The following is a 12,793-nucleotide window of genomic DNA, read 5'->3' on the forward strand; positions in this document are numbered from 1 at the left end:
CCTCGCAATCAGTCATTATTTCTGTTGCTTAAGCTCATGAAACTTCTTCATCACGCCTGCTTTGGAAAGCAAGTTGCGGACGGTATCAGATGCTTGCGCACCTGTTTGAAGCCATTTAAGAGCTTTTTCCTCATCGATCTTAACTACTGCCGGTTGTTCAATCGGATTATAATAACCGATTTCCTCGATAAAACGACCGTCACGAGGGGACCGGGAATCGGAAACCACTACACGATAGAAAGGCGCTTTATGCGCTCCCATTCTTTTTAGACGAATACGTACTGCCACGAAAAATCACCTCCTTATAATAGTTTCCAACATTAGTTGGACAGACATTCAAGATCATTTAAAAGGGAATTTCAGCCCTTTTCCACCACCAAGACCTTTAAGCTGCTTCATGGCATTTTTCTTGGAGGCTTTGCCGCCTCCGCCCATCATGCCGGAGAATTGCTTCATCATCTTACGCATCTCATCAAATTGTTTGATGAGGCGGTTGACCTCAGCGACTGAGGTTCCGCTGCCGGTTGCAATACGCTTGCGGCGGTTATGGTTAATGATCTCAGGCTGTTGCTTCTCCGCCTTAGTCATAGAATGAACTATGGCTTCAACGCGTCCCATTTGCTTATCGTCGACCTTTAAATCTTTAATGCCCTTGGCTTTGTTCATACCCGGGAGCATATCAAGAATTTGATCGATAGGGCCTAGCTTCTTCACCTGATCCATTTGCTCTAGGAAATCGTCGAACGTAAACTCTGCATTACGCATCTTACGTTCCATTTCTTTAGCCTTGTCAGTATCAATGTTCGCTTGGGCTTTCTCAATCAGCGACAGCATGTCGCCCATACCCAGAATCCGCGAAGCCATACGTTCCGGATGGAACGGCTCCAGCGCGTCGATCTTCTCCCCTAAAGCAGCGAATTTAATCGGGCAACCGGTAACAGCTTTTACTGACAGTGCAGCACCACCACGGCTATCGCCGTCGAGTTTCGTCAATACGACCCCTGTAAGCTCAAGCTGTTTATTAAAGCTCTCGGCTACATTCACGGCGTCTTGACCCGTCATAGCATCTACTACAAGAAGTACTTCATCAGGATTTACAACATTGTGAATCTGCTTGAGTTCTTCCATTAGTTCTTCATCAATATGCAGGCGGCCTGCAGTATCGATAATAACATAATCAAGTCCGTTATCCTTCGCATGTTGTACAGCTTGTCTGGCAATTTCTACCGGACTAGTCTGATCACCAAGTGAGAATACAGGAACCTTAATCTGTTCTCCCAGCACTTGCAGCTGCTTGATAGCAGCAGGCCGGTAAATATCTCCCGCAACCAGGAGCGGACGATGATTGCCCTTCTGTAACAGCTTAGCTAGCTTACCCGAAGTGGTTGTCTTACCAGCCCCTTGTAGACCCGCCATCATAATGACGGTCGGCGGCTTGTTCGACTTGGCCAGCTTCGCTTGGCTTCCGCCCATCAGCTCGGTTAGTTCCTTGTTGACGATGTCGATAATTACCATGCCAGGCGTAAAGCTGTCCATGACTTCCTTGCCGATGGACTTTTCTTTCACCTTAGCCACGAATTCTTTAACTACCTTGAAGTTAACATCGGCTTCCAGAAGGGCTAACCGCACTTCACGCATAGCTTCGTTTACGTCTTCTTCGGATACTTTACCTTTACCGCGTAGCTTGCTGAACACATTCTGCAATCTTCCGGTTAAACCTTCAAACGCCATATGCAGATTTCTCCCTTCATGCTACTCTAACCTCTGCAAGCGATCCACGATCTCCGCGAACCGAAGTTTATATTGCTCAGGCAGCATCCCATTCTCCGGCAGTCTGCGCAGCTCTTCTAAATATTTAGTACGACTCTCATGTTTTACTAATAGTCCAAGTTTTTCTTCATAATTCTCAAGGACTTGCTCAGCGCGCTTAATATGCTCATAAACAGCTTGGCGGCTGATTTCAAATTCAGCGGCAATCTCTCCCAAGGAAAAATCATCGTGAAAATAATATTTAAGAAACGTTTGCTGCTTATCTGTAAGCAGTCGTTCATAGAAGGCAAAAAGCAAATTGATACGATTCGTTTTCTCGAGCCTATTCTCCTGACTCATTAAGGACAACCCCTTCGTCAAGGAAAAACACTTTACACCTTCACAACGTCCCTTATGATACCTAAAAGAAAGAGAGATGTCAAGCACTTTTGCTTGTCATCTCTTTCTTTATTAAAAATCCATATTTTCCGCGATAAATCCGCTTGAAATTATTGGATTGGCAGTACATAAATCAATATGGCGAAGAAATGTGTGACACTGCCCGCAAGAACAAAAACATGCCAGATCGCGTGATGGAACGGAAACCCTCTCCATACATAAAAAACTGTACCTAGAGTATAAAGCACTCCTCCAGCCATCAACAGAATCATGCCACCATCCGCTACCACTGCTGAAAGAGGATTCCAGGCGATAACAATCAGCCAACCCATAGCAATGTAGAACACCGTAGACATGAACAAGAACTTTTTAACAAAAAACGCTTTGAAGAAAACGCCAAATACTGCGATTCCCCATATAACACCAAATAAACTCCAGCCAAGTGTTCCCCGAATAGCTACTAGCAAAAAGGGTGTATACGTGCCTGCGATAAACAGATAAATAGAGGAGTGATCGAAAAATTCGAACAAATCCTTCGCCTTGCCCTCTTTGAGACTATGCACAAGTGTTGAATTGAGATACAGAAGCAGCATTGTCGTTCCATAAATGGAGAAGCTGACTACATGCCATGCCGTTCCTTTCAGACTTGCAAAAACAACAAGCAGGACAAGTGCAGCGACGCTTAATACAGCTCCGATCCCGTGCGTAATCGCATTCGCGACTTCTTCTCTCCGGGTGTAGGTGTGAGTATTTGCCATATCCATATCCTTCCGTCTAAGCTTTCTTTCTATTATACCACGCGGACCTCACTGGATTACAGTTTGTAAATCTCCGTGTATTTCTCCTCCAAATAATCAGCCAGATAATCTGGACTGAGCGGCTCACCTGTTACTTGTTCGATAATTTGCGAAGGGGGCAGACTTTTTCCGAAACGGTAGATTTTTTCTGTTAACCATTCTTTAATCGGCAAAAGATTTCCCGCAGCAATCAATTCATCGTAGTTCGGCAGCTCCTTGCGGAGTGTATTCAAGATTTGGGCAGCATACATATTTCCCAAAGAGTAGGATGCAAAATATCCGAAGTCTCCACCGGACCAGTGCACGTCCTGCAATACACCAAGCGCATCATTAGGCGGTGTAATACCTAAATATTCTTGATATTTAGCATTCCATACCTGAGGCAGATCTTTGACAGATAGTCCTTCATTAAAAATAAGCTTTTCGATCTCGTAACGCACAATAATGTGCAGATTGTATGTAAGCTCATCTGCTTCAATTCGGATGAATGAATTTTCCACACTGTTAATAGCCCGGTAGAAATCCTCTACATCTACATTAGCAAGCTGCTCTGGGAAATGCTGCTGCAGATCACCGTAATAACGTTGCCAGAACGCACGGCTGCGGCCAATCATATTCTCCCATAGTCTCGACTGAGATTCATGAATCCCCATCGATGCGCCTTGAGCCAGCGGTGTTCCCACTAAATCTTGGCTGATATTTTGTTCGTAAAGCGCATGTCCACCTTCATGCAGTGAGCTGAAGACGGCGCTAGTCACGTTATCAAGTAAATAAGCGGTCGTAATACGAACGTCACCTGGATTCAGCCCTGTAGCAAAAGGATGCACACTCTCATCCAAGCGGCCTGCGTCGAAGTCATAGCCCATTTGCTTCAGAATAAAGTTACCAAACTTTTGTTGCTGCTCTTTAGGGAAAATCTGCTGCAAGAAGCTGGTATCTGGTTTATTAGGTGAAGCAGCGATAGCTTCCACTAACGGAACCAAGCGGCTGCGGAGGCGACTGAACACTTCATCCACCTTTTCTACTGTGAGATCAGGCTCATACATATCTAGTAGCGTATCGTAACGTGTGCCATTAACACCCCAATAATCGATGAACTCTTGTTTCAGAGCTACGATTTTACTCAAATAAGGTTCAAATGTAGCAAAGTCATTGTTCTCCTTAGCTTCTTCCCAGATCGTTTGGGAATGAGCAGACAGGACAGCGTACTCTTCAAATCTTTTGGACGGAATACTCTTACTGCGCTCATACTCTTTGCGGCAATCGTTGACGATCTTTTGTTGATTAGCTGTAAGCTGGCTCAACACTTCTGGACGGCTGAAAAATGCTGTAAAGTCACCCATCTCCTGTGAAATCTCAAGTCTGAACAATTCTCCACTCAGCATCCCAATCGTACCGGAACGAACTTCTACTCCCTTACGTGGTGCACCTGTGCGCAAATCCCAGTGCATTAATTCTATGGCCTCTGAATATCCACTAATTTTTGCTAATAACTCGCTGAATTGTTCCCATCGTTCCTTTACTTGTTGTTCCATTCTACTCCACCTGCTTTCTCTGTTTTACAGACTCCTCTTGATGATACTTTTTTGAATGAGTATAATCAACTTCAGAGATACATCTCTAATTTTAAATATTTAATGAGTTACATAAGAAGCAGACCATGCTTCGAACAAAAATCAAGGAGCGTGAACAGGGCTATGATGATTCAAGTTACACCTCTCGCAGAAAGGAAGTTGAAGGAAAGGCTTGGAGATCAGCCAGGATTTTTCAAGCTCTTTTATGATACGGTAGGCTGCGGGTGTGACGGAATTAATGTGTTACTGATTGTTTCAGAAGTGGAGCAAGGCGATTCTAGGATAGAGACGAATTCTCTTCCCTTTATCGTAAGCCGGCAACAGGAAATCTTTTATGAAGACAAGATGCGACTCGATGCAGAGGAACGTTTCTCTTCCTATAAGCTGGTCAGTGATTCTCAGATTTATGGCAACAATATCATGGTAAGAGATATGCGCAACGTAAGTACAATTCAAGGAATTTAAGGGAGGAAGCTAATATGAGCCACGTATCAGAAATTATTAACTTTAATAAAGGTTTTGTAGAGAATAAGGACTATGAAGCTTATTTAACCAGTCGTTATCCTGACAAAAAAATGCTGATCATCACCTGTATGGACACTAGACTCGTTGAATTATTGCCGAAAGCCATGAATTTCAAAAATGGTGATGTCAAAATCATCAAAAATGCTGGCGCGGTTATTTCTCAACCTTTTGGTAGTGTTATGCGTAGTGTAATGGTAGCTCTATATGAACTAGATGCTGAAGAAGTAATCGTGGTTGGACACTATGAATGCGGTATGGCCTCCCTCAATGCGGACCATATGATCAATTCCATTAAAGAACGTGGAGTATCTGAAGAAGTGCTGTCTACACTGGAGAATTCCGGAATCAAACTTACAAAATGGCTGCGTGGGTTTGACAATGTCGAAGAAGGGGTAATTCAGACTGTGGACCTGATTAAACGTCATCCACTGCTTCCCCCTAATGTACCTATCCATGGCATGATCATCGATCCGGCAACGGGAGCGCTTGAGCTTGTCGCTGATGGGTATAAGTAACGAATGACGACTCTCTAACTGCTGTTTGCGTGGATCCTGGATCCACGCTTTTTTTGTGTATAAAAGTATAAATTATGATAAATAAAATTGAAACCTTGTGGGGCATGTCTGCGTATTACCGACCATACACAAAAATTCATGCTCACAGGAGGGTTTTCGTACTAAATGAAACCAATGAAACGCGTAATGATGATTCTAATGGCCTTCACTCTGTTTTTTGCAGTGGTTGCTCCAGACTTTGCCGATGCACGTCGAGGTGGCGGCGGATTCAAATCCGGCACTCGCAGCTATTCAACAACTCCAAAAAAATCAACAACAACAAATAACATCAAAAAAAGTGACAGCACTAAAAGTTCCACAGCAGGATCTGCTGCAAATACAAAACGTGGCTTCTTCAGCGGCGGCAGCTTAATGAAAGGCATGATGATCGGTGGTTTGGCCGGATTATTATTCGGTGGAATGTTTGGTGGAATGGGAGCTTTTGGTGACTTCCTAGGCTTTGCCGTTAATATGCTAGCTATCTATGTATTGGTTATGCTCGTGATGTCCTTCTTCCGTCGTAGAAAAGAACGTCGCCGCTTAGAAGAACAGGATGGTCGGTACTAATGTCTACAATTGTTCTAAGCATGGATGAGATCATCAATGCCCTCTGTCTGCACATGGCGGAACGAAAGGCTGTTCGCCCAGAGGATGTTCAGGTAGAACTGAGCTGGGAAGAAGATACCGGTTACTCTGCAGAGGTTTGGGTACAGGGCCGCAGTCAATTTCTAGTGGAGTCCAATATGATTGAAGCGATCCTACGTTACATGCTCAGTGAATATGGTGTTCGCGCCTATCGTGAAGATGTAAGACTGGACCTGGATGAGGAAATCACAGCGATTGTAAATACAGGGAACTAATGATAGTAAAAGGGACAACCCGAGGGGTTGTCCTTTTTTGATTTAACGCTATTCATAGAAATATTGCTTTACCGTCCCTACTCCGTCTGCCACTTCAATTTCTGCATAAGCTCCATTAATAAAAGTAACCTGCGGCGGGACATGACCACAATCGATATCATAAACGATCGGTACCTTAAGCTCTTCAAATAGTTCAGCATAGATATCCTCGGCAGTATAGTTATCCACAGGCCGATTAGCTGGACTTCTGCCAAACATAATCCCCGAACAATTCTGAAACCACCCTGCCAGCTTCATCTGCACTAAAGATCTGCGTAAATCCGCTGTGTTCAATTCACAATTTTCCAAATACCAAACAATAGGTTCGTCATGAATCATTTCTTGCTGAAAATGCTGGAGCTTTCCATAAGGTGTGCCGATCAAATGCCTAATTACATCTATACAACCACCCAACAGACGTCCTTTCATCGTTACAGCATCTGTAGTTAGAGACTTCCAATAAGTCTCCTCTGTCAAATGAAAAACGCATGGCGAAGGCACATCATGCTGCCATTCCCGCTGATATTTAAGAGATGAATGCTGCACAATGGACTCACCCACTGGTGTCTCTAGAACCGCCTGCCAGAGGGCTGTAGTATCATCCGAATACTCTCCCCGTAAATCAATGAGATTCGCTCCGTGGGCAGTAGCCAACCCGGTTGTCAGCGTGACCGCAAGCAGCAAGACGCTTATATCTGAATATCCCACGATCCATTTGTCCTGCAAAGCATCAAAATCAATAAATTCCAGAGCTTCAATTAACAATTCCCCGCCCCAAGGCGGAATAAGGACATCGATTCCATCATCTTTGATCATTTCATTAAACTCATGACCACGAACATTGGCTGGTGCAGATTTAGCCTTATCTTGCTTCCATGCCGTTTCGCCGATAATGACATTAAATCCTTGCGACTTCAAACGGCTGGAGGCCAGTGTTAGTAGTTCTGCATTTTGAATGCCTACTCCAGATGAAGGTGCTGTAACGCCTATCGTCGCATTTTTTTTCAAAAAAGGGTATCTAATCATATGCCACCTCCCAGAGTTTGTACCCATTATATCCCTAAAGTGATAATGAGAACACCTTCTTCTAACACATACTTTACGCCTACAAAAAAAGGACCTGGCGGGATGCGTCAACGTATGACCACAAATCCTGCACATGTCCTTCTTCAATTAAACCCGAGCACTAGATTAAAGAGATAGCAAGCAGTTCAAACAACACAAGCGGTAAAATCACATTATTATTGTATGGGGGACCTGGATAAGGTCCTGGATATGGGCCAGGTCCCGGGCCCGGATAAGGATGATAAGGCTGATGAGGGTTGTAAAACCCTCGGGGCATTTGCCCATTAGCTGCAACGTTCAGATACAAGTGTTTATTATCTACTCCGGCTATAACGCCTTCATGTACAAAGCCATCTATTGTCTGTACGTTCACCTTATGGTTAAGGTATGGCTTGCAAGATTGATGTAGGGAATCGCGGACACCGTGCAGGTGCCGGATCACAGCAGGATCGGCCTGATAAATCACATTCTGTTGCTGCCCAGTGTTAAATGTCGACATGGATGTTCTGACCTCCGTAAATGGATTTGCTCCATTCTATGCAGAAGCCTAGATTACGGTGCCTATTAAATGGGCTATTCTTAGAATGGCAGAGCGACCTTCTCAACCTTAACATTTACGGAAACTAGAGACAGTCCCATCATATTCTCAACAGCATTTCTTACATTTTGCTGCAGTATATAGCAGACCTCTTGAATCACACATCCGTAATTAACTATGACCTGAAGATCGATGGCAACATCCACTTCTTTTACTTCAACGGACATTCCTTTTTTTACATTTTTACCGCTTAGACGTTTAGCCCAGTTGTCCGAGATACTGCTTCCTGACATGCCGGCAATACCCGGTGTGTCCAGAACCACTTGCCCGACGATCGAAGTCACCACATCATCTGAAATATGAATTAGTCCTTGCTCCGTTCCTTCATTCATAGAAATCCCTCCATAATGTTTTATTAACTTAAGAGATATCAGGACTCTCCTCTACCTCTATCTCTACCCGGCGTTGCTTGACAAACAAATAATAGGCCTTGGTCAAGACGATTTTAACAATCATATACAGCGGAATAATCAGCAATATCGCAATGATCCCGCCTAAATCACCGCCAACTAATACCAGGATAATCGTTGTCAGTGGATGAATATCGAGCTTTTTCCCAAAGATGTAGGGAGCGATTAAATTATCCTGTATCTGCTGCGCTACCAGAACAATGATGATGGACCAGACGGCTATAGACGGCGATTGAATGAATCCGATGATGAAAATAGGGATACTAGACAGTATCGCACCAATAAAAGGCACGAAGTTCATCACAACTGCGATTACAGTCAACAGCAATGCATATTGCAGGCCGATAATAAGGAAACCAATATACATCAGAACGCCTAAGGCTAAATTAACAAGCACCCGGCCCACGATAAAGCCACTAAGCGCACTGTCGATTTCAGTCATCATTGTAGTTCCTTCTTCACGATACTTCTTTGGAAAGAAACTTACAATCTTACGTCCGAATTTCCCACCTTCCTTAAGCATGTAGAATAACATAATCGGAAAGGTGAATAAAATGATCGCGAAATTCGAAACAAAAGAGAACAATCCTGATACGTAATTCGTTAACAGCGTAAACCCTTTATTCAAATAATCCGTCAATGTGGAGGCTGGATTCGCATCAGCAGGGATCAACGCAGACAGAAATTCATTATCTTCTAGTTTCAATAGCTGTTGATTCAAGGAGGCAATGAGATTCGGCATATTATCGACGAAATTAACTAATTGTGTGCGAAGTGAAGGCCAAACGCCGATAATAAAAGCAAACAGAAGCACTAAAATAACTACATATACGATGATAATCGCCAAAGAACGATTCAGCTTATATTTCTCCAAGGTATCGATCAGTGGCCGCAGCAGGTAATAAAAGAAACCCGCCAGCATTAAAGGCACTATAATGACACTGAACAAAGACAGGATCGGTGTGAATAAAAAATCTACGCGTGAGCCTAAAAATACAATGCCTAACACTAAAAGAATCGCTAGACAAACTCTGATGAAATTGTTCAGTTTAGCCATACTTTCTCTCCCGTCTTCTGATTTGGATGTCTTCCAGCTCGTTATTTCGGAATCCGGATGGTGAATACCGTAGGTTCCTTCTTTCGTCGACTGAGATGAAGCGTCCCCCCCATTTTCTCTGTATTTTTCATAGCTATCGAGAGACCTAGCCCTGTTCCTCCCGAAGCTGTCCGCGCTTTATCTCCCCGAACAAACGGATCAAACATTGTGGACCACAGCTCTTCTGGAATACCCACTCCAGTATCAGCGATTTCAATCGTGACTTCTTTCTCCAAAGGGATCACCTCCACACGCAAATGTGTACCTGGAGGATTATAGATCAGTGCATTGGAGATCAAATTATGAACCACACTCGAGAGCAGCTCCGCATCAAAGTTCAAGAACACATCCTCTTCGGGAACATTTAGATGCAAAACAAAGTTCTTTTGTTCAATCTCTCCGTACGTATCTGCAATGATTTCACGAATAAATTCGCCCAGTTCTTGATGTTCCATTCGTAGCAAGAAATCCGGTGAATCTATTTTTAACAGCTCCAGCATGTTCTGAATCAGCTTAGTAACCTGTGAGGATTTATTATAAATATAGCTTAAATATCTTTTTTGGCGTTCTTCATCCTCGCCTCTACCCTCTACAAGCGCCTGTGCAAAGCCTTGTATACTCGTTATCGGCGTCTTCAGATCATGGGACAGATCAACCATCATCCGTTTCTTACTTTCCTCTGCCTGGCGTTTTTCTTTGGTCGTCTTTTCAATTACGTCTGCCATATAATTAAAAGTCTCTCCAATTTGCGAAAATTCCTTCTCTGCATATAAAGCGATTCGAGTATCATAATTCCCCTGAATCATCTGCTTCAATCCAAGCGTGATGATACGCAGTGGTTTCCTGATTCGCCGCGCTACCCAATAGCTGTACACGATAATTAGCAAAAGAATCATTCCCACACCCAAAAAGACGTAGTATGAGAGCGAATGATTAAAGTAGGCCACGAAGGGATCACTATTAATGGTGATGGTGATAGCTTCCCGCGGCAGCTTCAAGAGCAGCCACTCCGATTCGCTCTGAGCATTTAGCGTGGTCAACGAGTAAAAGTAAGCTTGATCTTCTCCATTTTCCAAACTTTTTAAAAGCTGGTTACTGGTATATTGGGTTACACCGTCTTTTTTTTCTCCAACAACCTTGGTGACCTTCATGTCTTGATCCAAGACCTCGATCCATCCCCCGCTACGCAGAAGACGTTTGGTTTCTATCCCATGCTCCAGATTATCTCGATAAGCACTAGCTTCCACCTTCAAATCAGGATCAGCGATTTTATTTTTTTCAAAAATATGGGTCACATCAAGATTAATAAACAAATAATATACAATCACGAGAAAAAACAAAATACAGATAAACAACAAAAAATCCAGCGTCAGCGATGATTGTAAAGGTCGTTGATCTCTATTGCTCCATAGGCGCTTCAATTTTGTATCCCAGCCCTCTAATAGTCTTTAAATATACTGGCTTTTTGGAATCTTCCTCAATTTTTTCCCGGATATTGCTGATATGTACCATGATACTATTATCTTCGTACACATAGAAATCTTCCCACACGGCCTCATAGATTTTTTTGCGTGTAAAGACTCGTCCAGGCTGCTTCATCATTAGTTCCAAAATTTTGTACTCGGTAGAAGTAAGCACCACAGGTTCACCTGAACGATAGAGCAGACACTGGCTTTGATCCAGCATTAATTCACCTAATACAATCTGTTCAGCTTCTTTTTCCTCAACGACTTGCGCATCGAAATGATGTACACGCCGCAGCAGTGCTCCAACACGGGCTACTATTTCTAATGGATTAAACGGTTTGGAAATATAATCGTCGGCTCCTAGTTCAAGACCCAGAATTTTGTCATGATGTTCGCTTTTGGCGGATAAAAATAACACTGGAAAATGATGCACCTCGCGGATCTTTTTCAATAATTGCAGTCCATCCAGACCCGGCATCATAATATCCAGAATTGCCAAATCAACTTTATGGTTCTGTACCTGCGTTAAGGCTTCAGTACCACTGTTTGCTTCCAAAATGTTGTACTCTTTCTCTAAATATAATCTTAGCAATTCCACAATTTCTGCTTCATCATCAGCGATCAATATTGTATACATGATAATCCCCCCATCTAACTATATTCTGTGATTATTAACAGAGCCTAAACACAATCTAAAGAATAGCTAAATTATCACATAGTAATAAAATAAAAATCGCACACGGGAAACCGTCCCATGTACGATCGTAATTTGTCTGGATTGTGAGGATCACTACTTTAAAAAGCTACGCCAATTCCGCCTTCCCCAGCATAGGTTCCCATAACCGGCCCCATGCTTGAGAGTAAGACTTCTTTGAAGGGATGCTTTAGTAAAATGCGTTCTTTAATCTCGAGTGCCAGCTTCTCACAATTACTGTGTACAATAGCGATAACCGCTTTCTCGTAATCATGCTGCTTCTCATCCAAATGCGCTAGCAGACGATTCAGTGCTTTTGGAAGACCCCGGGTCTTCTCCACTACTTCGACAGTGCCTTCTTCGCTGATTTTGAGCAGCAACTTTATATTGAGTACAGACGCTACGGCTCCCGAGAGCCGACTTAGACGTCCGCCTTTCATTACATTCTCCAGAGTGTCCAGCGTAAAATAAGCGTTAACTTCCTCTATCTGCTGAAGTACCTTTTCCTTGAGCTCTTGCAAGCTTGAACAAGTTAAGGACCACTGCGCCGCCAGGCCGACAATCAATGACAGCCCGCCTGAGAAGTTTTTGGAATCTATAACCTCTATTGCATTGGTATGTCCTTCATCCTTATACATTTCCATAGCAATCATAGCCGTCTGATAAGTGCTACTAATATTAGAGGACATACAAATGACCATAATGTCAGTTCCCTCCTCCACTTGCTTGAACTTCTCAAGGAATTCGTTGGGACTTGGACTAGCTGTGGTAGGCAGCTCCTTGGATTCGCGCATTTGAGCATAAAAGCTTTTCGTGTCCGTATCTGCCGGCATTAACTCATGCCCAAAATGAACCGGTAGGTGGATCACGGAAACATTATACTTCTCCATGTAGTCAAGGGGTAGGTCTGAACCGCTGTCTGTTATGATCTTGATTGCCATAATATAAGTACTCTCCTTTCAATATC

General features: G+C 43.3%; 16 protein-coding genes. 4 read left to right on the forward strand and 12 right to left on the reverse strand.

Going from position 1 to position 12,793, the window contains the following annotated elements; all coding sequences use genetic code 11:
- Nucleotides 1-15: 15 nt before the first annotated feature.
- The 5 genes from rpsP to MKY54_RS19285 form a co-directional block, all read right to left on the reverse strand.
- A complete protein-coding gene (rpsP, locus tag MKY54_RS19265; protein WP_036688604.1) occupies nt 16-288 on the reverse strand; it encodes a 30S ribosomal protein S16 in 273 nt (90 codons plus the stop codon).
- A gap of 54 nt (nt 289-342) precedes the next feature.
- On the reverse strand, nt 343-1,731 hold the full coding sequence (gene ffh / locus MKY54_RS19270; protein ID WP_036688607.1) for a signal recognition particle protein: 1,389 nt from the start codon (nt 1,729-1,731) through the stop codon (nt 343-345).
- 21 nt (nt 1,732-1,752) lie between these two features.
- The gene (gene ylxM / locus MKY54_RS19275) at nt 1,753-2,109 is read right to left on the reverse strand and encodes a YlxM family DNA-binding protein (protein ID WP_036688609.1); all 357 of its coding nucleotides are present in this window, start codon (nt 2,107-2,109) and stop codon (nt 1,753-1,755) included.
- 149 nt (nt 2,110-2,258) lie between these two features.
- Nucleotides 2,259-2,906, reverse strand: a complete 648-nt coding sequence (locus tag MKY54_RS19280; protein ID WP_036688612.1) for a hemolysin III family protein — start codon at nt 2,904-2,906, stop codon at nt 2,259-2,261.
- A 56-nt stretch (nt 2,907-2,962) separates the two neighbouring features.
- Nucleotides 2,963-4,480, reverse strand: a complete 1,518-nt coding sequence (locus MKY54_RS19285; RefSeq protein ID WP_339187574.1) for a carboxypeptidase M32 — start codon at nt 4,478-4,480, stop codon at nt 2,963-2,965.
- Nucleotides 4,481-4,642: 162 nt separating this feature from the next.
- Here MKY54_RS19285 and MKY54_RS19290 point away from each other — a divergent pair, with 162 nt between their 5' ends.
- From MKY54_RS19290 to MKY54_RS19305, 4 genes are all read left to right on the forward strand, one after another.
- A complete protein-coding gene (locus tag MKY54_RS19290; RefSeq protein WP_076127099.1) occupies nt 4,643-4,984 on the forward strand; it encodes an iron-sulfur cluster biosynthesis family protein in 342 nt (113 codons plus the stop codon).
- Nucleotides 4,985-4,998: 14 nt separating this feature from the next.
- Nucleotides 4,999-5,559 carry a carbonic anhydrase gene (locus MKY54_RS19295; RefSeq protein WP_339187575.1) on the forward strand — a complete coding sequence of 187 codons (561 nt, stop codon included), beginning with the start codon at nt 4,999-5,001 and terminating at the stop codon, nt 5,557-5,559.
- A 165-nt stretch (nt 5,560-5,724) separates the two neighbouring features.
- A complete protein-coding gene (locus MKY54_RS19300; RefSeq protein ID WP_076127101.1) occupies nt 5,725-6,165 on the forward strand; it encodes a hypothetical protein in 441 nt (146 codons plus the stop codon).
- Between the two features lie 8 nt (nt 6,166-6,173).
- Complete coding sequence (locus tag MKY54_RS19305; RefSeq protein WP_036689115.1) at nt 6,174-6,458, forward strand: YxcD family protein; 285 nt, start codon at nt 6,174-6,176, stop codon at nt 6,456-6,458.
- Between the two features lie 48 nt (nt 6,459-6,506).
- On the opposite strand, the gene MKY54_RS19310 is transcribed toward MKY54_RS19305, so the two are convergent.
- The 7 genes from MKY54_RS19310 to MKY54_RS19340 form a co-directional block, all read right to left on the reverse strand.
- Nucleotides 6,507-7,523, reverse strand: coding sequence for a S66 peptidase family protein (locus MKY54_RS19310; protein ID WP_339187578.1), 1,017 nt, complete (start codon nt 7,521-7,523; stop codon nt 6,507-6,509).
- Between the two features lie 160 nt (nt 7,524-7,683).
- A complete protein-coding gene (locus tag MKY54_RS19315; protein WP_339187580.1) occupies nt 7,684-8,061 on the reverse strand; it encodes a hypothetical protein in 378 nt (125 codons plus the stop codon).
- An 80-nt stretch (nt 8,062-8,141) separates the two neighbouring features.
- Nucleotides 8,142-8,492 (reverse strand): Asp23/Gls24 family envelope stress response protein, encoded by a 351-nt coding sequence (locus MKY54_RS19320; protein ID WP_076127105.1) that lies wholly within the window; start codon nt 8,490-8,492, stop codon nt 8,142-8,144.
- 28 nt (nt 8,493-8,520) lie between these two features.
- Nucleotides 8,521-9,627: an AI-2E family transporter gene (locus MKY54_RS19325; RefSeq protein WP_036688627.1), complete on the reverse strand. Its 1,107-nt coding sequence runs from the start codon at nt 9,625-9,627 to the stop codon at nt 8,521-8,523.
- 41 nt (nt 9,628-9,668) lie between these two features.
- Nucleotides 9,669-11,087 (reverse strand): HAMP domain-containing sensor histidine kinase, encoded by a 1,419-nt coding sequence (locus MKY54_RS19330; protein WP_076182735.1) that lies wholly within the window; start codon nt 11,085-11,087, stop codon nt 9,669-9,671.
- Nucleotides 11,065-11,772 (reverse strand): response regulator transcription factor, encoded by a 708-nt coding sequence (locus MKY54_RS19335; RefSeq protein WP_170914177.1) that lies wholly within the window; start codon nt 11,770-11,772, stop codon nt 11,065-11,067. Before MKY54_RS19335 ends, MKY54_RS19330 begins: the two co-directional genes overlap by 23 nt.
- A 155-nt stretch (nt 11,773-11,927) precedes the next feature.
- The gene (locus tag MKY54_RS19340) at nt 11,928-12,767 is read right to left on the reverse strand and encodes a DegV family protein (RefSeq protein ID WP_036688632.1); all 840 of its coding nucleotides are present in this window, start codon (nt 12,765-12,767) and stop codon (nt 11,928-11,930) included.
- Nucleotides 12,768-12,793: the final 26 nt, after the last annotated feature.

The sequence above is a fragment of the Paenibacillus sp. FSL P2-0121 genome (assembly GCF_037975345.1).
GTDB classification, from domain to species: domain Bacteria; phylum Bacillota; class Bacilli; order Paenibacillales; family Paenibacillaceae; genus Paenibacillus_AQ; species Paenibacillus_AQ odorifer.